The sequence below is a fragment of the Pseudomonas sp. A0308 genome, assembly GCF_044218815.1.
GTDB classification, from domain to species: domain Bacteria; phylum Pseudomonadota; class Gammaproteobacteria; order Pseudomonadales; family Pseudomonadaceae; genus Aquipseudomonas; species Aquipseudomonas iridis.
Map to the genome: position 1 here is coordinate 2058878 of NZ_CP162581.1, position 24802 is coordinate 2083679.

The following is a 24802-nucleotide window of genomic DNA, read 5'->3' on the forward strand; positions in this document are numbered from 1 at the left end:
TGTCTATCAAGGAAGCAGCCATGTTCCGCCCTACCCTTCGCTTCGCCGGCCTGTGCGCGGGCCTGATGATCTCCGCCAACGTGCTGGCGCTGTCGCTCGCCGACCTGTCGCAGCAAGACGCCACCGGCGGCCTCAAGGATGCCCTGACCCAAGGCGCGCAACTGGCCGTCAAACAATTAGGTACCCCGGGCGGCTTCAGCAACAACCCTGACGTGAAAATCGAACTGCCGGGCAAACTCGGCAAAGCCGCCAGCAAGATGAAAGCCTTCGGCATGGGCGCCCAGGTCGAAGAGCTGGAAACCGCCATGAACAAAGCCGCGGAAACTGCCGTAACCCAGGCGCAGCCGATCCTCGTCGACGCTGTGAAGAAAATGAGCGTCGCCGACGCCAAAGGCATCCTCAGCGGCGGCACCGACTCGGCCACCCAATACCTGGACAAATCCAGCCGCGAACAGATCCGCGCCAAGTTCCTGCCGATCGTCAAACAGGCGACCGACAAGGTTGGCGTAGCGCAGAAGTACAACGCCTTCGCCGGCCAGGCCGCGACCTTCGGCGTTGTCGACGCGAAGAGCGCCAACGTCGAAAACTACGTCACCGAGCAAGCGCTCAACGGCTTGTTTGAAATGATCGGCAAACAGGAAGAAACCCTGCGCAAGAACCCGGCCGCTGCGGCGACGAGTCTGGCGAAGAAAGTGTTCGGCACGTTGTAAGTTCTGAACGACAAAAAGCCCGCTGAACCTCACAGGTTCAGCGGGCTTTTTGTTGGGCGTCAGATTTGCGGATCGACTTGATCGAGGACGCGGTTCACCGACAGCTCTGCGAGGGAGATCATTTGCTGAATACCCAAAAGATGATTACACGTCGGGCCACTCAGGGTGAACGCCAGCTCCGTGGCCATGATATTGGCTGAGGCCAGCGTTTCACAGGCGTGAGCGAGTAGTGTTTCGGAATCGACTTCGGGGAGGACAGTGAAGATCGTGCTGGGATGATTGACGGGTTTGGGCGGGTTTGGCGTGGGTTTGAACATGGCGAAATCTCCTGAAGTGGTGGAGCCGCCACCGTTCGCTGCGAAACGAATGTTAGGTGGCAGCTGTACGCAGGTTCGCAGACCGGGACTTCAGGCACCCGGCATACCCGAAGGTATCCCGCGCACAGCCGCCATGACACAGGCATAAAAAAGCGCCCGTTTTCGGATGGTGGACGCTGTGCGTCTGAAGTTTAACCGGGCTGCGAAACCCGGTCGCTGATTTTTGCAGCGACGGCCAAAGGCTAGAGATCGCACGTCCGACGGACAACCTGAAAAACATGTGGGAAGGTTCTGAGTTTTCGTCACACCGTTAAACAACTCTGCTTTTCAGATCGCCTTCGCGAGCAGGCTCGCTCCCACAATTTGAGTTCGGGGCATTCAGATAGAAAACCGGGAGCCTATGAGGACGCCATCGCTGGCAAGCCAGCTCCCACAATTTCGGCCGCGCGCATTCAGGCAGAGATCGGTCGGCTGTCAGGCCGCCTTCGCGAGCAGGCTCGCTCCCACAATTTGGGCTCGGGGCATTCAGATAGAAAACCGGGGGCCTGACGGACGTCATCGCTGGCAAGCCAGCCCCCACAATTTCGGCCGCGCGCATTCAGGCAGAGATCGGTCGGCTGTCAGGCCGCCTTCGCGAGCAGGCTCGCTCCCACAATTTGGGCTCGGGGCATTCAGATAGAAAACCGGGGGCCTGACGGACGTCATCGCTGGCAAGCCAGCCCCCACAATTTCGGCCGCGCGCATTCAGGCAGAGATCGGTCGGCTGTCAGGCCGCCTTCGCGAGCAGGCTCGCTCCCACAATTTGGGCTCGGGGTAGTCTGATAGAAAACTTGGAGCCTGTCAGGACGCCATCGCTGGCAAGCCAGCTCCCACAATTTCGGCAGCGCGCATTCAGGCAGAGATCGGTCGGCTGTCAGGCCGCCTTCGCGAGCAGGCTCGCTCCCACCATTTGGGCTCGGGGCATTCGGATAGAAAACCGGGAGCCTGTCGGACGCCATCGCTGGCAAACCAGTTCCCACAATATCGGCCGCGCGCATTCAGGCAGAGATCGGTCGGCTGTCAGGCCGCCTTCGCGAGCAGGCTCGCTCCCACAATTTGGGCTCGGGGCATTCAGATAGAAAACCGGGAGCCTGTCAGGACGCCATCGCTGGCAAGCCAGTTCCCACAATATCGGCCGCGCGCAATCAGGCAGAGATCGGTCGGCTGCCAGGCCGCCTTCGCGAGCAGGCTCGCTCCCACAATTTGAGCTCGGGGCATTCAGATAGAAAACCGGGGGCCTGACGGAAGCCATCGCTGGCAAGCCAGCCCCCACAATTTCGGCCGCGCGCATTCAGGCAGAGATCGGTCGGCTGTCAGGACGTCATCGCGAGCAGGCTCGCTCCCACAGAAAAACAAAAGCCAAAGCCAAAGCCAAAGCCAAAGCCAAAGCAAAAACAGCCCACCCCCCGCCCCGCTTCGCTTCTCACCACTCAACAGGATGAGCGTTAGCTCGGCTGCAGCTCTTGATCTTGCCGTACCGGCCCCTTCGGCAGGCTGAGTGGAGGGATTGATCCGGGGGTGGGCGCGAAGCGCCGTTCGACGAAGTCGAATACATCGAAAGGAGGTGCAGCGAAGCAAACCGGAAGCGATGCCCCCGGATCAATTCCGGAACGAAGGAACCCCGAGCCCCAGCGAGCGGGCCGAACGCCGGGGCCCAGACCTTTGGTTCCTTTGGGGCGTTTGCCAAAGGGACTCGCTGTAAGAGCGAAACCGCCAGCGGCAACACCCGCAGAAACGGATATTCACCCAAAAACCCCACAGCATGGTCGGCCCAAAGGCCGCCAAGGCTCACCCCTCCCGACGCACCCGAAACCAAGCCGCATACAAAGCAGGCAAAAACAAAAGCGTCAGAGCCGTAGCCACAATCAACCCGCCCATGATCGCCACCGCCATCGGCCCGAAAAACACACTGCGCGACAACGGAATCATCGCCAGAACCGCCGCCAGCGCCGTCAACACAATCGGCCGAAAACGCCGCACAGTCGCCTCGATAATCGCCTGCCAAGGCTTCAAACCCGAGGCAATATCCTGCTCAATCTGATCCACCAGAATCACCGAATTGCGCATGATCATCCCCGACAGCGCGATCGTCCCCAGCATCGCCACAAACCCGAACGGCTGACGGAACACCATCAAAAACAACGTCACCCCGATCAACCCCAACGGCGCCGTCAAAAACACCATCGCCGTGCGCGAGAAGCTACGCAGTTGCACCATCAGCAACGTCAGCACCACAACGATGAACATCGGCACCCCGGCGTTCACCGACTTCTGCCCACGCGCCGAGTCCTCCACCGTACCGCCGACATCCAACAGATAACCGTCCGGCAATTCAGCGCGAATCGAATCCAGCGTCGGCATGATCTGCTTCACCAGCGTCGCTGGCTGCTCCTTGCCATAAATGTCCGCACGCACGGTCACGTTCGGCAGGCGATTACGGTGCCAGATGATGCCTTCTTCAAAACCATATTCGAGCGTGGCGACCTGCGACAACGCCACACTGCGACCGTTATCAGTCGGTACCGCCAGGCTCGGCAACAACGACAACTCAGTGCGCTCATGCACCGTGCCGCGCAGCAGAATCTCGATCAATTCGTTGTCTTCGCGATACTGACTGACGCTCGATCCGGTTAACGAACTTTGCAGGAATTTCGCCAGATTGGCGGTGCTCACCCCAAGTGCCCGAGCGCGATCCTGATCGATATTCAGGTATACAACCTTGCTCGGTTCTTCCCAATCCAGATGCACATTGGCCACATGCGGGTTCTCGCGAACCTTGGCCGCCACCTTGCGCGCCAGCACGCGGACTTCTTCGATGTGTTCACCCGTGACGCGGAACTGCACCGGATAGCCAACCGGCGGGCCGTTTTCCAAACGCGTGACTCGCGACCGCAGTGCCGGGAATTGCTCGTTGAGCGTGCTGATCAGCCAGCCCCGCAGCGCCTCACGCTCCTCGATGTTTTTCGCCAACACGACAAACTGGGCGAAGCTCGCCGCCGGCAGTTGCTGATCCAGCGGCAGGTAGAAACGCGGTGACCCAGTGCCGACATACGCCACATAGTTGTCGATACCGGCGTGCTCCTTGAGCATCGCTTCAAGGCGTTTGACTTCGCCAGTGGTATTGGCCAGCGACGCACCCTCGGCCAGTTTCAGATCGACCATCAATTCCAGCCGATTGGAGGCCGGGAAGAACTGCTGCGGCACGAAACGGAACAACACCACCGAGGCGATAAACAGCCCGACCGTCAACACAATCACGGTTTTGCGATGCGACACACACCACTCCACCACACGTCGAACCCGCTGATAGAACGGCGTGCCATACGGGTCTGCCTGACCATCGGCAGTGCCATGTTTAGCCGCATGAATTTTCGCCAGATCCGGCAGGAGTTTTTCCCCCAGATACGGCACGAACACCACCGCCGCCACCCATGAAGCGAGCAACGCGATCGTCACGACCTGAAAAATCGAACGGGTGTATTCGCCAGTACCAGACTGCGCCGTGGCAATCGGCAGGAAGCCTGCGGCGGTGATCAACGTACCGGTAAGCATCGGGAACGCGGTGCTGGTCCAGGCGTAGCTCGCCGCGCGAATGCGATCGAAGCCCTGTTCCATTTTGATCGCCATCATTTCCACGGCAATGATCGCGTCATCCACCAGCAGCCCCAACGCCAGCACCAGCGCACCGAGGGAGATCTTGTGCAGGCCGATGCCGAGGTAATACATGCAGGCGAAGGTCATCGCCAGCACCAGCGGGATGGTCAGCGCCACGACCATGCCGGTGCGCACGCCAAGGGAGAAGAAGCTCACCAGCAACACGATCGCCAGCGCCTCGACCAACACTTGAACAAACTCGCCGACCCCGGTTTTTACCGCTGCTGGCTGGTCGGAGACTTTGCGCAATTGCATGCCGACCGGAAGGTTTTTCTGGATCCGCGAGAACTCGCCTTCCAGTGCCTTGCCGAGCACCAGAATGTCGCCGCCGTCCTTCATCGCCACGGCCAGACCAATTGCGTCTTCAGCCATGAAGCGCATGCGCGGCGCCGGCGGATCGTTGAAACCGCGCCGCACGTCGGCAACATCGGAGATACGGAACGTTCGATCGCCAACGCGGATCGGGAAGTTCTTGATCTCGTCGACTGTCTGAAAATTCCCCGTGACCCGTAGCTGCAAGCGCTCGCTGCCCGTCTCGAAGAAGCCAGCAGTGGACACCGCGTTCTGCTCTTCCAGCGCCTGTTGCACCGCCGCCAGCGGCAAACCGAGAGTGGCGAGTTTGACGTTGGACAGCTCGACCCAGATCTTCTCGTCCTGCAAACCAAGCAAGTCGACCTTGCCGACATCCTTGACTCGTTGCAGCTGAATCTGGATGCGGTCGGCGTAATCCTTGAGCACGGCGTAGTCGAAACCGTCGCCGGTCAGCGCGTAGATATTGCCGAAGGTGGTGCCAAATTCATCGTTGAAAAAAGGCCCCTGAATGCCCGGTGGCAAGGTCTGGCGAATGTCGCCTATCTTCTTGCGCACCTGATACCAGAGCTCGGGAATGTCCTTGGAATGCATCGAGTCGCGAGCAATGAACGTGACCTGAGATTCGCCGGGACGCGAGAAGGAAACTATGCGTTCGTACTCGCCGGTTTCCATCAGTTTCTTTTCGATGCGCTCGGTCACCTGGCGCGACACTTCCTGCGCCGTCGCGCCCGCCCAGCGTGTCTGGATGACCATGGCTTTGAAGGTGAACGGCGGGTCTTCGCTCTGGCCGAGCTTGGTGTAGGACAACGCACCGACGATGGCCAGCAAAAGCATCAGGAACAGTACGATCTGGCGATTACGCAGCGCCCATTCAGAAAGGTTGAAGCGCATCGGGGCTTACTCCTTGTCCGCCAGATTGACCACACGGTTGGAGCGATCAACGGGTCGCACCTGCTGCCCTTCGAGCAGTACATGCACACCAGCGGCGACCACCCAATCATTGGCGTTCAAGCCTTCGAGCACCGGCACGACTTTCTCGCCAAACGGGCCGACGCGCACCGGGGTTTTCTTCAATGTGTTGTCGGCGCCAACGACCCAGACATAGGTCGCGCCATTTTCAGCGGTCAGCGCCGAGAGCGGCACCGACAGCGACACGGCATCGGCCGATTGCACAAACACCCGGGCGCTCTGACCCAGTTCGGCCGGGACCTTGCCGCTGGTAAAGGAAATTCGCGCGGCGAAGGTGCGCGATCTTGGGTCGGCAGACGGCGACAGCTCACGAATCTGCCCGGCGAAGCGCTGATTCTGCTGGGTCCAGAGTTCCACCGACACCGGTTGCCCGACCTTGAAGCGGCCGAAGCTTTGCTCCGGCAGGCTGATCAGCACTTCACGTTCGCCATCGGTGGCGAGGGTGAACACGGTTTGCCCGGCGGCGACCACTTGCCCTACTTCGACCGAACGCTTGGCCACCACGCCATCCTGTGGCGCGCGCAGCACGGCGTAACTGGCCTGATTGGTCGAGACGTTGAATTCGGCTTTGATCTGTTTGAGGCGGGCTTCGCCGGAGCGGTAGAGATTTTCGGCGTTGTCGTACGCCGAGCGGCTGACCATCTGCCGATCCATCAGGGTTTTGTAGCGGTCGCGCTCGGCACGGACGAGGTTGAGATTGGCTTCAGCGGCGGAAACCTGAGCGCGGGTGGCTTCCAGTTGCAGGCGCACGTCCTGCGGATCGAGTTCGGCGAGGGGCTGATCTGCCTTCACACGCTGACCTTCATCGACCAGTCGTCGGCTGACTTTGCCTCCAATGCGGAACGCCAGATCGGGTTCGTAGCGAGCGCGCACCTCGCCCGGATAACTTTCCATCGCCTGCGCCGAAGGCTCTGGGTGCACCACCATGGCCGGTCGTACGGTGACTTGCGCCGCCTCTTCCTGGCCGCACGCGGACAATAAAAAAACCAGACTGACTGGCAATGCAAATGGCCACGTGAGGTGCAGTGCATGGCGGAACATGATGACGGACCTTTCGCTAATGGTGCTTGGAATAATTATACTGGCGGGTATGTTATTAATAGCAAACTCACCAGTCCAGTAATAAAAGCGAAGAATGTCGAACAATCTTTCAGCTCCAAACGGCCCGGGCCGCCCCAAGGATCTGGCCAAGCGCCAGGCCATCCTCGATGCGGCGAAAACTCTGTTTCTGAGTCACGGCTATGCCAACACCAGCATGGACGCGGTGGCCGCCGAGGCGGGGGTTTCTAAACTGACGGTCTACAGCCATTTCAACGACAAGGAGACACTGTTCTCTGCCGCCGTGATGGCCAAATGCGAGGAGCAATTGCCGCCGCTGTTCTTCGAATTGCCGGCCGGCATCGCCGTGGAAAAGGTGTTGCTGAACATTGCCCGAGGCTTTCATCAGCTGATCAACAGCGACGAATCGGTGAATCTGCATCGCCTGATCATGGCGCTGGGCAGTCAGGATCCGAAGCTGTCGCTGATCTTCTTCGAGGCAGGTCCGCAGCGCATGGTGCAGGGCATGGAGCGGCTGTTGACGCAGATCCATGACAGCGGCGCGCTGAGCATTGATCTGCCTCGCAATGCGGCGGAGCATTTTTTCTGCTTGATCAAGGGCGCGGGGAATTTTCGCTTGTTGTATGGCTGTGGTGAGCCGTTGGGTGAGGAAGCTTCAGAGAGCCACGTGCGGGAAGTGGTGGGGTTGTTTATGCGGGCGTATCGGCCCTGACTTTGCGGCGACTGGACTGACGCCATCGCTGGCAAGCCAGCTCCCACAGGGATCATCGTGTGACCAGTAGTGCACACTCCCCCCTTTGGGAACTGGGTGCGAGCACAACTTGTGTGCACAACCGCAAAAACCTGTGGGGACTGGGTGTGAACACAATTTGTGTGCACACCGCTAAAACCTGTGTGGCTTGCCAGCGATTGGCAGCGACTCGGTATTAAGGTTTGAGCGCTTTCTTGGGGTAGATGTCATACCGGCTGGACTTGCCATCCAGCGCATGACTCGGCTTGGGCCCCTCAATACACGGTGCCTTGCGCGGGCGCTTGACCACCACGCGGTGCGTCGCCAGCGCCAGCGCCGCTTCGAGCAACGCGGGCGCATCCGGATCATCGCCGACCAGCGGCCGGAACAGGCGCATTTCCTTCTTCACCAGTGCGGTTTTTTCGCGATGGGGAAACATCGGGTCGAGGTAGATCACCTGCGGCGGCTCGCCTTCCCAGTTGCGCATGACCTCGATGGAGTTGCCCTTGAGCAACGTCATCCGCGCCACGATCGGCGCCACATCGAAATCTTCCGCCGCCCGCGCCAGACCATCCTCCAGCAAGGCACCGATCAGCGGCTGACGCTCGATCAGGCTCATCTCGCACCCCAGACTGGCCAGCACGAACGCATCCTTGCCCAGACCCGCCGTCGCATCCAGCACCCGCGGGCGCACGCCTTGAGCGACGCCGACAGCCTTGGCGATCATCTGCCCGCTGCCACCACCGTACAACCGACGATGCGCCGCGCCACCCTCGACGAAGTCCACGCGCACCGGCCCCGGCGCGTCCGGGCCCAGTTGTTGCAGTTGCAAACCCTGCTCGCCGACCTGCAAGGCAAACTCGCCGTCGACCACTTCAAGCGGCAGGCCCAGGCGCTCGGCCCACTGCTCGGCTTGCGCTGCGTACGTCGGGCCGAGAGCTTCGACATGGATGCGGCAGGCCGCGGGTTGCTCAGTCATGGAAAACACGCTCAAAAATTTAAGGATCGGCAAAAACCGCCGATAACTCATTCAACGCGCATTTTGCCAGAGCTGAGCGTCAACCGAAAAAAATGTCAGGCATTCTTCCCACATCGATTGGCTACATCTCGCCCCATGGCGATTTCAGCCGTCATAACACTCAAGCACTGAGCGGCGTCAGCCACCTGTGGCAGGATTTCTTTGCCCAGGCGATGGCCGAACAGACGAGTGATGTGGTGCCGGCCTGCGGCACGTTTCCCCCGGTTGACCTGACCAGCCCAGAAGAACCGACCGTCGGCAGCGAACTGCACGCACACATCATCAGCCAGCGCGAATGCGATGTGGTTGAAACCCAGATGCGTCCGCCAGAGCCGCTGTTCCTGCCGATCGCCGAGTTCGAAATGGAGCTGCTGGACAAACCGTTCCCACCGTTCCCGCCAGAAGAAATCAAGGCTCAACAAGGGCAACAGGACTTCGACAGCAGTTGGGTTCGTCCGATCGTGATCAACAACGGTCAACCGATTCCGGAACCGGGTGCCGCGCCGCAGAAGCGTCCGCTGTATTTGCCGATTGCCGAGTTCGACCTGGACCTGCTGCAAAAGCCTTACCCGCCATTCCCGCCGGAAGAAATCGTCGAGCAGCAGAAAGCGCTGGACTTCGATAACGGCTGGGCACGCCCGATTGTTCTGCAGAACCTGCGCATCGCCGCTTAAACCTCAGCGACACACGCTCCAGCGCCCGACATCGACATGAAAGTGATTGCGATGGGCGGCGTTGTAATCCGGACTCAACACCACACTGAACGCCTCACAGGCGCCGTCGCGCACCTGACGCAGAAACTGTGCGTCCTGATTTTGCTTGGGCCAGTCTTTGAGCACGCTGACGGTCCGGCCATCGGCCAGCCGAAAACCGGCAATATCCAGTGCATCGGCACTGGCATGGCGGCTGAGCGCGCCACTCTCGCGGTTATAGATATTACGACAGGCAAAGCTGCCGAGGTGATCGAGACGCGCGACGTTCTGGCCGTAAATGGCCTGTGCAGCGGGTTGCAGCGAGTGCCGTTCGAACATCGCGTACGCGACTGCCAGCGGACAACTGGCGAGAAAGCTGCTGCTCAGCGCCACCTCGCCGCCCTGCACGCGCAAAGCGCCGATCAGCGGGCACTTGGCACCGGGGCTGTCGGACTGCGGCGTGACGCGCAATGCGGAACTGCGCAGTGCCTGGGCGCAGAGTTCGGGATCGCCGCGCAAGCGCATCAGCTTGTAGCCGGTCAGCCAGTTAGGCGGGGCTTTCACGTCCAGCGGCGCCCACGGATTAAATTGCGCCGGCACCTCCAGCCAACCACGCCAGACACTGATCGCAGCGCCGCCGATGCTCAGCAGAATAAACAGCGCAATCCAACGTCCCATGCTCAGCCTTTGAAAAACTGATTGGCTTTGGCGTACGGCATCGACTGCGAAGTGAAGCCGAAGGTGCCGGACTGCTGGATCTCTTCAGCCGCACGGAAAAACTCACCGAACGCCGCCAGTGCAAGTGCAGAACCGGTGCTGATCCGGCGCACGCCCATTTCTTCGAGTTGCTGCACAGTGAGTTTCAAACCGCCGGACATCAACACATTGACCGGTTTCGGCGCCACCGCCTGCACCACTGCAATCACCTCTTCGGCGGTGCGCAAACCCGGCGCATACAGCACGTCGGCGCCGGCCTCGGCAAAGGCCTGCAAGCGGCGGATAGTGTCGCTGATGTCGGGATTGCCGTGCAGATAGTTTTCCGCCCGCGCCGTCAGGAGAAAGGGAAACGGCAGCGTGCGCACCACGGCAACTGCGGCTTCGATGCGCGCCACAGCGTGTTCGAAGCAATAGATCGGCGCGTCTGCGCGGCCCGTTGCATCCTCGATCGAACCGCCAACCGCGCCGGCCTCTGCTGCACGCAACAAGCTCTTCGCGCACTCGGCCGGGTCGTCGGCGAAACCGTTTTCCAGATCCACCGCCACCGGCAAATCGGTCGATGCGACTATCGCCCGGACGTTGGCCAAGGTGTCATCCAGGCTCAAGGCACCATCGGCTTTACCCTGGGAAAACGCATAACCTGCGCTGGTGGTCGCCAATGCCTGATAGCCCAGGCTTGCAAGCATCTTCGCCGAGCCGGCATCCCACGGATTGGGAATGACAAAAATCCCAGGACGCTCATGCAGGGCCTTGAAGGCTTGGGCTTTACGGGCTTGTTCTGTAAGGGCTTGCGCGTCCATCGGCTGGCTCCTGGGCAGGAAAACGAATCTGCCTCAGAGCAGGCCAAGTTGCTCCGCGGCGGGCTCTCTGTATAGCTCAGGCAGAGATGGCAGGCCAGGCAAACGTTGCATCAGTTGTGCGTGAAAACGTTGCGCGAGCTTTGCTGCCAGCAGATTGTCGGCGGTGTGCAGGAAGATGTATGGCGTGCGGCCCTCTTCAATCCACTCGGCAATTTTCGCCACCCAAGGCACAAGAAACGGATCGTTGGCTTCCAGTTCCGGATGGCCGATAAAGCGCACTTGCGGGAACTGCGTGAACGCCGCCGGACGCGTCGGTACTCGTGGTTTTTTCGATTGTGCGTGGATGACCGAAGAGTCGGTCGACAGGCAGCTGAACAGCGCACGCGGATCGAGGCAGATACGCTCCACGCCCCGATCAAGCAGCAGACGATTGAGCAATCGCTCACTCTCGCCCTTGGCGAAGAACTGCTCGTGGCGCACTTCCACCGCCAGCGGGCAGTCCAGCGCATCGATGAATGCCGCCAGTTCCGGCAGCCGATGCGGTGCGAAACCTTTCGACAGTTGCAGCCACAGCGGCGATACACGCTCGCCGAGGGGTTTGAGTAATTGCAGGAAGGTTTCGGCGGCGGTCAGTTGTTCACGCAAATCGCCGCCGTGACTGATGTCGCCGGGGAACTTGGCGGTGAAGCGAAAATGCGCAGGCATGATCTCGGCCCAACGCTGCACGGTGGCGGGCGAAGGGCTGGCGTAGAACGTCGTGTTGCCTTCCACCGCGTTGAACACTTGGGAATAGAGGCTGAGGAAATCGGAGGTTTTTGCATCTACCGGGTAAAGATACTCGCGCCAGGCGTTTTCACTCCAGGACGGGCAACCGAGGTAGTAAGGCAGATCCATCAGATGTACAGATCGAGGCCCAGCACATCCGCGTCCCAATCCACAAAACCGGCGGTGCTGAGGTAGCTGGCCAGAGCCATCGCTACACTTTTCTTCATCGTTCGGTGGTAGATCATGTCTTGCTGACGGGCGGGCAGATTGGCCAGGCGTTGCGCAGAGGCTTTGGCAGCGCGGGCGGCCAGTTGCTCTTCAGTCGGGAATTCCAGCTCGCCGTCGATATCATCAACGGATTCGTCCAGCGCCGGATTGCCTTTGCGAGGCTTGCGCTTGATGGGGTAGGACTGAGTGGAAACGCCGTCTATACGCATAAAGTCATGCTCGGTATCAATGATGGCAATTTAGCGGCACTTGACCGACTTAGCAAACTGCCGAGTGATAACTAGAACACATAAAGAGCAAAAGGTTTAAAACGCGGGATCAGAAACTGACGATTGGCGCCTGGAAGATCAAAAGATCGCAGCCTTTGGCAGCTCCTACAGTTGGAATACGACCCCTGCAGGAGCTGCCGAAGGCTGCGATCTCTTAAAGGCTTAACGGGCTTTTGGAGTGGCCACTTTGTCGCGCAGGTAAACCGGTTGTGCATCATCCGCCGGGATCGCCTCACCACGCTCCCAGGCAAATCGCGCCAGCGTCAGCAGGTCTTCAGCGTGAGGCAGCATGCCGGCATCGGAGCCGGTCGGATTGACCGCGATGCGCTCGGCGTAACTCCAACCGGTGCCCGCACCGAACCAGTCGCCGCTGGCATCGGCCGGCAGTGCCGCGACTTCCGGCGGCAACACCGCTTCAGCTCCGACCAGACGCATCTCACCCGCCGTTTCGCGGTAGCAGCCCCAATACACTTCATCCATCCGCGCATCGATGGCCGTGGCCACCTGGCTCACGCCATGCTCACGAAATGCGCGCTGCGCGAGCACGGCAAGGTTGGACACCGGCAACACCGGACGATCCAGCGCGAACGCCAGCCCCTGCACCACGCCAATGGCGATGCGCACACCCGTAAACGCACCCGGGCCGCGGCCGAAGGCAATTGCGTCAACCGCTTGCAACGTGGTGCCGGCGTCGGCCAGCAATTGCTGGATCATCGGCAGCAGTTTCTGCGCGTGCAGGCGCGGGATCACCTCGTAATGGCTCGTGACCTTGCCGTCATGCAGCAAGGCAACGGAGCAAGCTTCAGTCGCGGTGTCCAGGGCCAGCAAGGTGCTCATCGATGTTTCCAAAACAGGTGGGAAAAAAGTGCGTCAGTATAAACAACTACGGCCCGCAAGCGGGCCGTGGATGATGCCGCCACTCAGACTTTTCAGCTCAGCGCTTCAAGCACCTTGGCGGTGATGGCTTCTACCGAACCAACGCCCGGGATGTGGCTGTACTTTGGCTTGCCGTTGGCAGCGGACAGCTTCTGATAGAAGTCCACCAGTGGCTTGGTCTGCGAATGGTAGACCGACAGGCGATGACGCACGGTTTCTTCGGTGTCGTCCTTGCGCTGTACCAGCTCGTCACCGGTGATGTCGTCTTTGCCGGCAACTTTTGGCGGGTTATAGACGATGTGGTAAACGCGGCCGCTGGCCTCGTGAACGCGACGACCGGCGATGCGTTGAACGATCTCTTCGTCTTCAACGGCGATTTCAACCACGGCGTCCAGTTCGACACCGGCGGTCACCAATGCTTCAGCCTGCGGAATGGTGCGCGGGAAGCCGTCGAACAGGAAACCGTTGGCGCAATCAGGTTGAGCGATGCGGTCTTGAACCAGTGCGATGATCAGGTCATCCGACACCAGGCCGCCGGCATCCATGATGCTCTTGGCTTGAACGCCCAGCGGAGTACCGGCCTTGACCGCTGCACGCAGCATGTCGCCAGTGGAAATTTGTGGAATGCCGAATTTCTCGGTGATGAACTTAGCCTGAGTACCTTTACCGGCCCCGGGAGCTCCCAGCAGAATGACGCGCATTAGATGTGCTCCTCAATTTTTTTATAAAAAGCTTTTACAAAACAAAGGCCTCGCCTCTTGGGACGAATCCTGAAAAATACGGGTCGTGGCCGCACAAACGGCCAAAGGCTGATCAAGATACACAGCAGGCTGCGCCCACACAAGACGCCAAAAGTCGGAGAAACCGACGCCCGCCGCGACTTTGGGACGCGGTGACCCAAGTCGCAACCCCATCATTAACTGTCGCTTGGCGAAACATTTGCTGAAAATATTCAGCAGCACCCGACGCATGCACCGGGTGCCCTGCCCCGCCGAAAAAACCTTAGCCGGTATTACGCAAACCGGCGGCAATCCCCGCCACAGACACCAGCAACGCCTGCTCCACAGGGCTGCCCTGCTCGACATTCTGCTGTCGCGAACGGGCGAGCAATTCGGCCTGCAATAGATGAAGCGGGTCGAGGTAGGTATTGCGCAGGCGGATGAATTCCAGGGTGTCCGGACTATGCGCCAGCAGCTGCGACTGCCCGGTCAGCCCTAGCACGACTGCGCACGCCTGCGACAATAGGTCGCGTAACTGCGCGCCCAACGGCAGCAGGTCCGGCTCGACCAGGCGCTGGTCGTAGGACAGCGCAATATCGGCGTCAGCCTTGGCCAGAACCATTTCCAGCATGTCGATGCGCGTACGAAAGAACGGCCATTGTTCGCGCATCTGCCCGAGCAATTCGCCTTCGCCACGCTCCAGCGCTTTGCTCAGCGCCGACTCCCAGCCGAGCCAGGCGGGCAGCATCAGCCGTGTTTGTGTCCAGCCGAAGATCCACGGGATCGCCCGCAGACTTTCGATGCCACCCGCGCGGCGCTTGGCCGGACGACTGCCCAATGGCAAGCGCCCCAGTTCCTGCTCCGGAGTGGACTGGCGGAAATACTCGACGAATTGCGGATTTTCCCGCACGACCTGGCGATAGGCGCTGACACCATCAGCGGCCAATTCGTCCATCAAGTGGCGCCATTCCGGTGTTGGCGGCGGCGGTGGCAACAGCGTCGCTTCGAGCACCGCCGCCAGGTACAGATTGAGGTTTTGCTCGGCGATGTCCGGCAGGCCGAATTTGAAACGAATCATTTCTCCCTGCTCGGTGGTGCGGAACCGCCCCGCTACCGATCCCGGCGGCTGCGACAGAATCGCCGCGTGTGCCGGACCACCGCCACGGCCGACAGTGCCGCCCCGACCATGGAACAACAGCAGTTCGACTTGCTGCTCACGGCAGATTTCCACCAGCCGTTCCTGGGCGCGATATTGCGCCCACGCCGCTGCGGTGGTGCCCGCATCTTTGGCGGAATCGGAGTAACCGATCATCACTTCCTGAGGACCTTGCAAGCGTGCGCGGTACCCCGGCAGCAGCAACAGACGCTCCATCACCGGGCCTGCGTTGTCGAGGTCGGCGAGGGTTTCAAACAATGGCACCACACGCATCGGCCGCAGCACGCCGGATTCTTTCAGCAGCAACTGTACGGCAAGTACGTCGGAGGCAGCGCCCGCCATCGAGATCACGTAGGAGCCCAGCGAAGCGCCGGGCGCGGCGGCGATCTCCTTGCAGGTGTTGAGTACTTCGGCGGTGTCGGCGGACGGCTTGAAATGCGTTGGCAGCAACGGTCGACGATTGCTCAGTTCGTGGGTCAGGAAGGTAATGCGTTGCTCTTCGTCCCAATCCTCGTAGCGACCAAGGCCCAGGTAATCGGTGATTTCAGTCATTGCCGAACTGTGCCGTGTCGAGTCCTGACGCACGTCGAGGCGCACCAGGAACAGGCCGAACGTCACCGCCCGGCGCAGACAGTCAAGCAATGGGCCGTCGGCGATCACGCCCATGCCGCATTCATGCAACGAGTTGAAACACAGCTCCAGCGGATCAAGCAGGTCACGATTGTTTTGCAGCACATCCGCTGGCGCCGGCGTCGGTGCGGTCAGCGCTGCATGGGCCCAGTTGCGCGTGGAGCGCAGGCGTTCGCGCAATTGCTTGAGTACCGCCCGATAGGGTTCGGCGCTGTCACCCGCCTGGGCCTTGAGTGCGTCGCTGGCCTGCTGCATCGACAACTCGGCAGCCAGATGATCGATATCGCGCAAGTACAAGTCAGCGGCCATCCAGCGCGCCAGCAGCAACACTTCACGGGTCACCGCAGCGGTGACATTCGGGTTGCCGTCACGGTCGCCGCCCATCCACGAGGCAAAGCGAATCGGCGCAGCCTCCAGCGGCAAACGCAGGCCTGTCGCGGCATGCAATGCCTGATCGGCCTTGCGCATATGGTTGGGAATCGCTTGCCACAGCGAGTGCTCGATGACCGCAAAACCCCACTTGGCCTCATCCACCGGCGTCGGGCGGGTGCGGCGGATTTCTTCGGTGTGCCAGGCTTCGGCGATCAGCCGCTGCAGGGTGTTGTGAATCTGCTCGCGTTCGGCGCTGGTCAGGTCGCGATGATCCTGTGCGGCGAGTTGCGCGGCGATGGCGTCGTACTTCTGGATCAGCGTGCGCCGCGCCACTTCGGTCGGGTGAGCGGTCAGCACCAGTTCGATTTCCAGTCGCCCAAGTTGACGGGCGAGGGATTCGGCGCTGTGGCCTTCGGTGCGCAAACGAGCGAGCAACTGCGGCAATACACGGGATTCGAACGGCGCGGGCTGCGACTCTTCGCGACGATGGATCAACTGATACTGTTCGGCGATGTTTGCCAGATTGAGAAACTGGTTGAACGCCCGCGCCACCGGGAGCAATTCGTCTTCGCTCAATTGATTGAGGCTGGCGCTCAGTTCTGCATCCATCGAGCCGCGGCGGTCGGCCTTGGCGCCCTTGCGAATCTGCTCGATCTTGTCGAGAAATTCCTCGCCGTACTGGTCTCGAATGGTATTGCCCAACAGCTCTCCGAGCAGGTGAACATCCTCGCGCAAGCGTGCATCAATATCGGTCATCAGCAGTTCTCCAGCGGTAATCCGGGCGGCCTAGAAACGAGTGCATGACTGAGAGAGTGCCGCTCTACAGCGCTTCTTACAAGCAGGCGACGAAGGGACTTTAAACCTTGTGGCCGAAAGCTAGTCTCAACAGTAAGCCGCATAAAGGCTTGCCGCCGGCCCCGCCGGACACTCACCCAAGCCTGCTACAGCAGGTGCGACATGAGGTCATCATGAAAATCCGTGAACTCGCCCAGCATTGGGAAGAAAACGCCAAGGGTCGCCTGACCGACACTGGCTACACGATTCATCTGGACGTCGAGGCCGCTGCGCGTCTGGCAGCGATTGCCGAGATGTACCCCAAACGCCACCCTGAAGAACTCCTCGGCGAACTGATCGGTGCAGCCCTTGAAGAGTTCGAAGCGAGCCTGCCGTATGTGAAAGGCTCGACTGTGGTTGCGACGGATGAGGAAGGTGATCCGTTGTATGAAGACGTCGGGCCAACGCCTCGCTTCCTGGCGCTGTCGCGGCGGCATTTACAGGATTTGTCATCGGCTGAAAACAAGCAGAAACACTGACGGAACAACACAAAACCTGTGGGCGCTGGCTTGCCAGCGATGGCGTCAGTTCAGTCCCTGACATACTGAATCTGATGACCTCATCGCTGGCAAGCCAGCTCCCACGGGGAACATATTTGTCCTTCAATACAGCGTCGCTTTCGTTCATTTCTTACGCCGCGCGTACCACTCCACCTCGCCAAAGTTCCCGCCCTAGAGCCTTGTCCATTCGGTCAAAACTTTTTTTGGCGATAGGCCATCTTTTCTGAACTTTTGAAAACCGCCGCCGGTCGGACCCTGTAACCACTCCTGGAACGAGCGTTTCAAAAACGCGCTGTTGCAAGACGCTTAAGGCTCCTCGACCAGGATGGATTCAGATGTATTCAGGAGATGCCTAATGGAGTTGAAGACCATGAAAAACCAAACCTCGTTTACCCACCTGCGCGGTCTGAAACTGGCCGCCCTGGCAATCGGCACCAGCTTCGTACTGGCCGGTTGCGCCGGTAATCCACCGACCGAGCAGTACGCTGTGACCCAATCTGCGGTCAACAGCGCCGTCAGCGCCGGTGGTACCGAGTTCGCTGCCGTTGAAATGAAGCAGGCGCAGGACAAACTCAAGCAAGCCGAAATCGCCATGCACGACAAGAAGTACGAAGAAGCTCGCACGCTGTCCGAGCAAGCTGAGTGGGACGCCCGCGTAGCAGAACGCAAAGCTCAGGCGGCCAAGGCTGAACTGGCTGTGAAGGATTCCCAGAAAGGTGTTCAGGAACTGCGTCAGGAAAGTCAGCGCACCGTGAAGTAAGCGCGCATCCCGACCGCAAAGCTGAAACTCTTACCGATAGAAAGGACGACAAATTATGCGTAAGCAACTGATGATTCCCGCTCTTCTGGCCGCAAGCGTTGCCTTGGCTGCCTGCTCCACCCCGCCTAATCCGAACCTGGAAAACGCTCGCACCAACTACGCCGGCCTGCAAGCCAACCCGCAGGCGAGCAAAGTAGCGGCGCTGGAAACCAAAGACGCCAGTGAGTACCTGGACAAGGCCGACAAGGCCTACCTGGACAAGCAAGACGCGGCCAAGGTCGATCAACTGGCTTACCTGACCAACCAGCGCGTGGAAGTGGCCAAGCAGACCATCGCCCTGCGTACCGCTGAAAACAATCTGAAGAACGCCGCTGCCCAACGTGCTCAGGCGCGTCTGGATGCTCGCGATCAACAGATCAAACAGCTGCAGGACAGCCTCAACGCCAAGCAGACCGATCGCGGTACGCTGGTGACTTTCGGTGACGTACTGTTCGCCACCAACAAGGCTGACCTGAAGTCCAGCGGTCTGGTGAACATCAACAAACTGGCCCAGTTCCTTCAGGAAAACCCTGATCGCAAAGTGATCGTCGAGGGTTACACCGACAGCACTGGCGCCGCCAGCTACAACCAGACCCTGTCGGAGCGTCGCGCCAACTCCGTGCGCACTGCACTGGTGAAAATGGGCGTTGATCCAGCGCGCATCGTCGCTCAGGGCTACGGCAAGGAATATCCGGTTGCCGAGAACGGCAGTGTTTCCGGCCGTGCGATGAACCGTCGCGTGGAAGTGACCATTTCCAACGACAACCAGCCAGTGATGCCACGTTCGGCTGTCAGCTCGAACTAAGCTTCACGCTGCAACGCAAAAGCCCCGCCTGACTCAGTCAGGCGGGGCTTTTGTTTGTGCGCCCAGTACGACTGCTCGTCTGGACCTGTCAGATATGACAGTAGGCGGTTTGAAACGAATCAGATACTAGTAAGGCTACACCCGACTCATGGGTATCAAGGGACATAACCATGCAAGTGCGCGTAGCTCTTTCATCGCTGTTGGCGGCGATAGTCTTATCAGGTTGCACTCAGTTAAATGAATCGCCTTCTGATTCCAGGCCGGGAAGCAGTTTTGAATATGGCGACAGGGACGCCATACCTAATGACATTCCCTTGCCAACGCCGGGCGTTAACCAACGCCCCATAGTAGGTAATAAAAAAATGTTGGTAACCGTCGTCCACTGGCAGGACGGTGACGGAGTAAGAAAAGATCTGAATGAAAAATTCACGCTATCCAACGATCCTGACTCGCTGCGTTCTTACCTCTACGCAGCTTCAGGGGGCAAGCTGGACCTTAGCGGCCAAGTAGTGGAGTTCACATCAGGTCGCCGTCCCGAGCTATGTAAGAGGGGTTCCCCCTTGCCTTTAAATCTGGCCCACTCCGAGGCAGTTAAAGCGGCATCCGCATTGGGAATAGATCGGAACAATTTCGACTATTTCATAAACATTATTGATTGCGGAGGAAGCGCGTCCGCCTGGGTACCCGGAAATACTATGGGGGTGTACGGCCAGGCAGGCGGCCCCCATGTATTCAAACATGAGTTCGGGCACAACCTCGGATATCACCATGGTTTCACATACAAGCGATGCAAGAAAAACGGTGATGCCGTGCTCGCGCCAACAGGATGTCAGACCATCCTATACGGTGACCTGGGCGATTCGGTCTCGGGCGGGGGAACACTTTATCCTGCGAATAATCGCTGGTACTCGGGCTGGCTGGATGACTCGCAAGCTGCCGTTGTCAACCGTACCGGGCTTTATCGTCTGGGCGTGCTTGGCGCAGAGGGGCCGCAACTCTATTTGATCAATCGTAAGGGCCTGCAGCCCGCTCAACTTGCGCTGGAATATCGTAAGCCGACCCGGTTCGATAACTTCCCACCCGGTGATAATAAAGTGAATGGTGTCTGGGTGAGATACACAACGATGACAGGCTCACTCGTGAATACCCAACTCGACGGCACTCCGGAGACGGCGACGACAGCAGATCCGTCTTTACTACCCGGGAAGATGTTGAGGGATGAACCCGCCGGAATAACTATCGAGGTATGCAGTGCCAACTTGGATGGAGCCACCGTTGCGATTGGGGTAAATCGAGAGGCTGGGAGTTGCGCGTGGCCAGAGTTAGCTGCCCCCGTTATTACTTCACCTGCGCAGGGAGCGCCAGCAATTCAAAATCCTGCCGTAGTTTCTGGTACTGCCAGACCCGGGGCTAGTATCGGAGGGGCGTACAGGGCATTGGGAGGCTGGTATGTGAGGAACTTCTCCGTTGTCGCCGACGCTAAAGGTAACTGGAGCACGACCTTGGAAAATCTCCAGGCTGGCAGCCACGTAGTATGGGTAAGCCAACAGATGGGTATCAGCGGGTCCCCCATTAGCGATCGCAGCTTCGTGATTGCGCCCTGAAACATCGGCTACTCCCCGATTTCACACATGAAAAAGGGGAGTACAACTCACCGCTTCGCTTACGGTTGCAGCTTCTGCGGAGTTTCTTCGCCCATGCAGCGCACGGCCCTCTTCTTGCTGTTGATCAACACGCCGCTCAGCCCTTTCTGTTCAGTATCGAACATTACCAACACACCATCGATGCACTGGGCCACCTGCGCCGCCGGCTCCAGCGATACTTTGTAGTCTTCGCCCGGCACGGTCTTGAGCATGGTGAAGTCGCTGAGCAACAAGGCATCTTCAGGCTTGGCGAAGTGCAGGTAGCCGTAGTACCACAGGGCGCCAACGGTGCCGAGGATGCTGCAGATACCCGTGATGATCAGCGGGATGGCGTTACGTTCTTCACTCATTGCGGACTCTCATCTTCAGAATTCGGGGGTTGCGGGTAATTGGGGATTTCGCCGAGACGGCGCAGGCCGTTGAAGTGCTCGGGGTCATCAAGATAGCGCAGCATCACCTGACGCCAGACCGGGTCGCCAAAGGTCTGCACATGACCGCCGCGCGTCAACTGCAATACGCGCGGAGGCGGCGCAGCTTGATACAGACGGATGCCATTGGATAGAGGCACCAGCGGATCATCAATGCTGTGGAAGATCAGTTTCGGCACGCCGTTGAGTTGCGGCATTGAATTGATTGCGCTGTCGCCATCCGGCACCAGCCACGACAGCGGCACCTGAAACGGCCAGGTCAGCCACGAAGTGCTGAGGGCATATTGGCCAACGCTGCGATAACTGGCGGGCACACCGTCGAGCACCAGGGCCTTGAGTTGCTTCTGCCGCTCGGGATGCTGCACCAGCCAATGCACGGCCATAGAGCCGCCGAGGCTTTGCCCGAGGAGAATCAGCGGCTTGCCTTTGATTTCGGGTGCCTTGTCCAGCCAGGCGAAGGCCGCATCGATGTCCTGATAAATCGCCGGCAAGCTGGGTTCACCCTCGGACAAGCCATAGCCGCGATAGTCCACCAGCAACACTTGATAGCCATTTTTCGGCAACCACCAGCTCCCGCCCAAATGCATCGGCAGATTCCCACCGTTGCCATGCAGGTGCAGAACCGTACCTTTGACCTCGACACCCGGTTTGGCCGGCAGCCACCACGCGTTCAGCTTGAGGCCGTCGGCGGTGGTCAGGGTGACGGTGCGGTATTCGAGCCTGGCTTTTTCCGGGGTGAAGATTTGGCCCGGCTCGGGATAGAACAACAGTGAGCTGCAACCACCAAGGGTCAGGAGCAGGCAGAAGATGCCGAGGATTCTCATCCGGTGAAACCTCGCGAATGTTCGGGTTGGAACACAATAATGGTGGCAATAAACAACCCTGAGGGAGCTGGCTTGCCAGCTCCCTCAGGATTTGCGTCAGGTCTAAAGGATGTTTGAGTAATCTGCCTCGATCCGATCCAGACTCAAATGATTAAGGAAGTTGGAGAAGCACATCCACGCCGACAAAGCATTCAAATCACGGAACTGGTCCGGCAGATATTTCGGCGCCACCACCAGCCCCTCATCCACCAATTGGCGCAAGGTGCGCATGTCTTCCAGGGTGGTCTTGCCGCAGAACAACAGGGGAATCTGCTCAAGCTTGCCCTTGCGCACGGCCAACTGAATGTAGTTGTAAACCATGATGAAGCCCTTGAGGTAGGACAAGTCTTTGGTGAATGGCAGACCCGTCGGCGTCGAGCCACGGAAAACCCGACTGGCGTTGCCATAGCTTTCCGCCATTTCAAAGCCCTGCTCACGGAAGAACTCGAACACCTGCAAGAAGTCCGCCCCCTCCTCGACCATGTGAATGGCGCGAGTACGGTTGGTCAGTTTGCGCAGACGGCTCGGGTAGGAAGCGAAGGTGATGATTTCCATCAGGATCGCCAGGCCTTCCTGAGTCACCGTTGACGACGGCGGGCCCTTGGAAAGAAAGGTGCAGATCGGCTGGTTCAAACCATTGAGCGTAGTACCGACGTGCACCAGCCCCTCGTGAACTTCGAGTGCGCGCACGTCGCGATCGTTGAACATCGCGTCGGTGCGGATCTTGATGTAGTCGGCGCCCGCCGCCGCGTCGGCAACGATACCGTCGGACTCGAACACGCGAATGGTTTCCTCGGCCTCGCCGAACACTTTGTTCAGACGGGTTTGCAGCAGGTGCACGGCGTCCTTGGCGGTGAGGGTTTTTGGCTCGTCCTTCAGGTCGCCACGGCCATCGATGTTGTTCAGATAGTCGGACATCATCAGGCCGAGGTCGGCCAAGGTCGGGTCACCGGCGTGGAATGCGTCGGATGCAGCACCGTACAACTCTTGGGAGATCAGACCGAAATCTTCGGTGCCGCGCGCTTCGAGCATACGCACCACCATGCGGTATTCCTTGCACATGCGCCGCATGATCTGCCCGACCGGGTTGAACTGGCCGAGCTGGCGAGTGATGTCGCGCTCGATGTTCTGGAATTCCAGTTTGACCTTGCTCGAATCGAACGCCAGCGGCCGGTTCAGGTAGTAGTCGCGATCCACCGCCGGCATTTCCTTGCCCTTGGCCTTGAGAAACCCCTTGCGGATGCTTTCGTCCCACTTGACCGCGTCAAGAACACGGATCGGCGTCTGCGCCAGCACAATGCGATCGGACAATATGCGTATCGACTGCTGGTAATCGTCCACCCGAAACTCCTGTAAAAAACGTGACTTACTGAATTATTTGGCGCCGGCCCTGCGCTGATAGCGCGCCGCTTCGACAAAGACATCGGAATTGGCCGGATCGTCGAGGTAAGCGAAGACTTTGTCGAGGTTGCTGTCGACCAGAACGCCATCGCCGTCATCGGTCTGGAAGGCCTGACCGTCAAGGGCTTTGTGCTGGATTGCCTGATTGATCTGCTCGAGATCGAGGTTGTACACCACCAGTTCATGTTTGTCGGTAAGTTCGAAACCGGCGATGGTGTAGTGGCCACCGAACTGCGCCGGCACTTTCGCCGACAGGTACCAGCGATTGCCACGATGCGAGACAGTGAACGGATAGGCTTCGCGCTCGCGGGGTTTGGCTTTGAAATAGGTGACGGCCTGATAGCGGTCGTTACCCAGACGGGTCAGCTCAAGGTTCATCGGCTCGCCCCAGGCATTGACGCTCGTCCACTTGCCGAGCAGGCCTTGGGGCGCCGGATCACTGGTGGACAAAGGCGACTTGAACGTCACCAGACAGCCACTGAGCAGCAGGAACGACAAGGCGATCAGCACGCCACGCCAGGCTTTCATTCGACACTCCCTATGAACCTGAATCACCTACCCCTGTAGGAGCTGCCGAAGGCTGCGATCTTTTGATCCTGATCTCAAAAAGCAAGATCAAAAGATCGCAGCCTTCGGCAGCTCCTACATTGGGATCGGCGTCAGACGAACCACATTGCGTTACACCGAAGCCAGCACCAAATGCATATACCGCGTCAGAATGCCCAGCATCTCTTCCTCGGCCAAAGGCTCGGCGTCGTTGAGCAGGCCCTGATATTCCATCCGTCCGATAATCGCCGTCAACACCTTGGCATCTTGCTGCGGTTCACGCGAGCCCAATACCTGAAACAACTGGCAGGTGCCCTGCAGCAAAATCTGCTGATGTGAGCGCACCAGAATCGCCAGGCGCGGGTTGAGCAGCGCTTCCTGACGGAATGCCTGCTCGGCCATCAAATGCTCGCGACGGTTGAGTAGCTGTCGTTGCACGTAATCGGCCATCAACCGCGCAATATTATCGGCCAGTTGCGAGCGCGACTCGGGACTGCCGTCGCCGCTGACGACCATATCGCGTAGCAGCCCTTCGTTGTTGTTCCACAGCTTGGCCATGTATTCGGCACTGCGTTCAACGTATTGGGCGAAGGTATCGGTGAGCAGGTCATCGATGTCCTTGAAGTAATAAGTGGTGGCCGAGAGGGGCACCGCCGCTTCGGCAGCCACGGCACGGTGGCGTACGGCGCGCACGCCATCACGCACGACAATGCGCATTGCCGCGTCGAGAATGTCCTGACGACGCTGCTCACTGCCCTGTCGGCTGGCCTTGCGACCCTGGTACTGAACACTTTCAGCGACCGCAGTGGCGATACCCGCTGCACCTTCTTGAGCGATTGCAACCATCACGACAGGCATTCCTCTGTTATTTGAAAAGTAACCAAACGATACATTTGTACCAGACGGGCAATAAAAAGCCGCCTGTTTTAGGCGGCTTTTTAACTGAAACGT

23 protein-coding genes are annotated in these 24802 nt (G+C 59.3%); 7 read left to right on the plus strand and 16 right to left on the minus strand.

Annotation, left to right across the window (positions count from 1 at the left end):
• The first annotated feature begins 20 nt into the window (after nucleotides 1-20).
• Nucleotides 21-710, plus strand: a complete 690-nt coding sequence (locus AB4P92_RS09690; RefSeq protein ID WP_042557857.1) for a DUF4197 domain-containing protein — start codon at nucleotides 21-23, stop codon at nucleotides 708-710.
• 59 nt (nucleotides 711-769) lie between these two features.
• Here the strand turns inward: AB4P92_RS09690 and AB4P92_RS09695 are convergent, their stop codons facing one another.
• The 3 genes from AB4P92_RS09695 to AB4P92_RS09705 all read right to left on the minus strand — a co-directional run bounded on the left by AB4P92_RS09695 (nucleotide 770) and on the right by AB4P92_RS09705 (nucleotide 7042).
• Nucleotides 770-1027 carry a DUF6124 family protein gene (locus AB4P92_RS09695; RefSeq protein WP_200613760.1) on the minus strand — a complete coding sequence of 86 codons (258 nt, stop codon included), beginning with the start codon at nucleotides 1025-1027 and terminating at the stop codon, nucleotides 770-772.
• A gap of 1827 nt (nucleotides 1028-2854) precedes the next feature.
• Entirely contained in the window at nucleotides 2855-5923 is a 3069-nt protein-coding gene (locus AB4P92_RS09700) for an efflux RND transporter permease subunit (RefSeq protein ID WP_395599296.1), read from the minus strand.
• 6 nt (nucleotides 5924-5929) lie between these two features.
• Nucleotides 5930-7042 (minus strand): efflux RND transporter periplasmic adaptor subunit, encoded by a 1113-nt coding sequence (locus AB4P92_RS09705; protein WP_200613766.1) that lies wholly within the window; start codon nucleotides 7040-7042, stop codon nucleotides 5930-5932.
• A 94-nt stretch (nucleotides 7043-7136) separates the two neighbouring features.
• Here AB4P92_RS09705 and AB4P92_RS09710 point away from each other — a divergent pair, with 94 nt between their 5' ends.
• Nucleotides 7137-7772: a TetR/AcrR family transcriptional regulator gene (locus AB4P92_RS09710; protein ID WP_042560793.1), complete on the plus strand. Its 636-nt coding sequence runs from the start codon at nucleotides 7137-7139 to the stop codon at nucleotides 7770-7772.
• 214 nt (nucleotides 7773-7986) lie between these two features.
• Here AB4P92_RS09710 and AB4P92_RS09715 read toward each other — a convergent pair whose 3' ends face one another.
• Nucleotides 7987-8769 carry a class I SAM-dependent methyltransferase gene (locus AB4P92_RS09715; protein WP_115146447.1) on the minus strand — a complete coding sequence of 261 codons (783 nt, stop codon included), beginning with the start codon at nucleotides 8767-8769 and terminating at the stop codon, nucleotides 7987-7989.
• A gap of 92 nt (nucleotides 8770-8861) precedes the next feature.
• Between AB4P92_RS09715 and AB4P92_RS09720 the strand changes: the two genes are divergently transcribed.
• Entirely contained in the window at nucleotides 8862-9482 is a 621-nt protein-coding gene (locus AB4P92_RS09720; RefSeq protein ID WP_395599297.1) for an energy transducer TonB, read from the plus strand.
• A gap of 3 nt (nucleotides 9483-9485) precedes the next feature.
• Here the strand turns inward: AB4P92_RS09720 and AB4P92_RS09725 are convergent, their stop codons facing one another.
• The 7 genes from AB4P92_RS09725 to ppc all read right to left on the minus strand — a co-directional run bounded on the left by AB4P92_RS09725 (nucleotide 9486) and on the right by ppc (nucleotide 16788).
• Entirely contained in the window at nucleotides 9486-10178 is a 693-nt protein-coding gene (locus AB4P92_RS09725; protein ID WP_395599298.1) for an extensin family protein, read from the minus strand.
• Nucleotides 10179-10180: 2 nt separating this feature from the next.
• Nucleotides 10181-11017, minus strand: a complete 837-nt coding sequence (locus AB4P92_RS09730; protein WP_395599299.1) for an oxaloacetate decarboxylase — start codon at nucleotides 11015-11017, stop codon at nucleotides 10181-10183.
• A gap of 33 nt (nucleotides 11018-11050) precedes the next feature.
• Entirely contained in the window at nucleotides 11051-11911 is an 861-nt protein-coding gene (locus tag AB4P92_RS09735; RefSeq protein WP_042560797.1) for a DUF72 domain-containing protein, read from the minus strand.
• Nucleotides 11911-12219, minus strand: coding sequence for a hypothetical protein (locus tag AB4P92_RS09740; RefSeq protein ID WP_042560798.1), 309 nt, complete (start codon nucleotides 12217-12219; stop codon nucleotides 11911-11913). The genes AB4P92_RS09735 and AB4P92_RS09740 overlap by 1 nt, the downstream gene beginning before the upstream one ends.
• Nucleotides 12220-12441: 222 nt before the next feature.
• On the minus strand, nucleotides 12442-13116 hold the full coding sequence (gene tsaB, locus AB4P92_RS09745; RefSeq protein WP_395599300.1) for a tRNA (adenosine(37)-N6)-threonylcarbamoyltransferase complex dimerization subunit type 1 TsaB: 675 nt from the start codon (nucleotides 13114-13116) through the stop codon (nucleotides 12442-12444).
• 92 nt (nucleotides 13117-13208) lie between these two features.
• Nucleotides 13209-13856 (minus strand): adenylate kinase, encoded by a 648-nt coding sequence (gene adk, locus AB4P92_RS09750; RefSeq protein ID WP_042560800.1) that lies wholly within the window; start codon nucleotides 13854-13856, stop codon nucleotides 13209-13211.
• Nucleotides 13857-14157: 301 nt separating this feature from the next.
• Entirely contained in the window at nucleotides 14158-16788 is a 2631-nt protein-coding gene (gene ppc / locus AB4P92_RS09755) for a phosphoenolpyruvate carboxylase (protein WP_395599301.1), read from the minus strand.
• 212 nt (nucleotides 16789-17000) lie between these two features.
• Between ppc and AB4P92_RS09760 the strand changes: the two genes are divergently transcribed.
• From AB4P92_RS09760 to AB4P92_RS09775, 4 genes are all read left to right on the plus strand, one after another.
• The gene (locus tag AB4P92_RS09760) at nucleotides 17001-17345 is read left to right on the plus strand and encodes a hypothetical protein (protein WP_047299892.1); all 345 of its coding nucleotides are present in this window, start codon (nucleotides 17001-17003) and stop codon (nucleotides 17343-17345) included.
• A 376-nt stretch (nucleotides 17346-17721) separates the two neighbouring features.
• Nucleotides 17722-18126: a DUF4398 domain-containing protein gene (locus tag AB4P92_RS09765; protein WP_042560872.1), complete on the plus strand. Its 405-nt coding sequence runs from the start codon at nucleotides 17722-17724 to the stop codon at nucleotides 18124-18126.
• 55 nt (nucleotides 18127-18181) lie between these two features.
• Nucleotides 18182-18970, plus strand: a complete 789-nt coding sequence (locus AB4P92_RS09770) for an OmpA family protein (protein ID WP_042560873.1) — start codon at nucleotides 18182-18184, stop codon at nucleotides 18968-18970.
• Between the two features lie 170 nt (nucleotides 18971-19140).
• The gene (locus AB4P92_RS09775) at nucleotides 19141-20574 is read left to right on the plus strand and encodes a transposase (RefSeq protein ID WP_395599302.1); all 1434 of its coding nucleotides are present in this window, start codon (nucleotides 19141-19143) and stop codon (nucleotides 20572-20574) included.
• Between the two features lie 59 nt (nucleotides 20575-20633).
• On the opposite strand, the gene AB4P92_RS09780 is transcribed toward AB4P92_RS09775, so the two are convergent.
• From AB4P92_RS09780 to AB4P92_RS09800, 5 genes are all read right to left on the minus strand, one after another.
• Nucleotides 20634-20963 carry a hypothetical protein gene (locus AB4P92_RS09780; RefSeq protein ID WP_042560875.1) on the minus strand — a complete coding sequence of 110 codons (330 nt, stop codon included), beginning with the start codon at nucleotides 20961-20963 and terminating at the stop codon, nucleotides 20634-20636.
• Entirely contained in the window at nucleotides 20960-21865 is a 906-nt protein-coding gene (locus tag AB4P92_RS09785) for an alpha/beta hydrolase (RefSeq protein ID WP_042560876.1), read from the minus strand. Before AB4P92_RS09785 ends, AB4P92_RS09780 begins: the two co-directional genes overlap by 4 nt.
• Before the next feature lie 102 nt (nucleotides 21866-21967).
• Entirely contained in the window at nucleotides 21968-23245 is a 1278-nt protein-coding gene (locus AB4P92_RS09790; protein ID WP_042560877.1) for a flavohemoglobin expression-modulating QEGLA motif protein, read from the minus strand.
• 33 nt (nucleotides 23246-23278) lie between these two features.
• Nucleotides 23279-23833 carry a hypothetical protein gene (locus AB4P92_RS09795; protein WP_200613791.1) on the minus strand — a complete coding sequence of 185 codons (555 nt, stop codon included), beginning with the start codon at nucleotides 23831-23833 and terminating at the stop codon, nucleotides 23279-23281.
• A gap of 150 nt (nucleotides 23834-23983) precedes the next feature.
• Nucleotides 23984-24697: a TetR/AcrR family transcriptional regulator gene (locus tag AB4P92_RS09800; protein ID WP_115146368.1), complete on the minus strand. Its 714-nt coding sequence runs from the start codon at nucleotides 24695-24697 to the stop codon at nucleotides 23984-23986.
• Nucleotides 24698-24802: the final 105 nt, after the last annotated feature.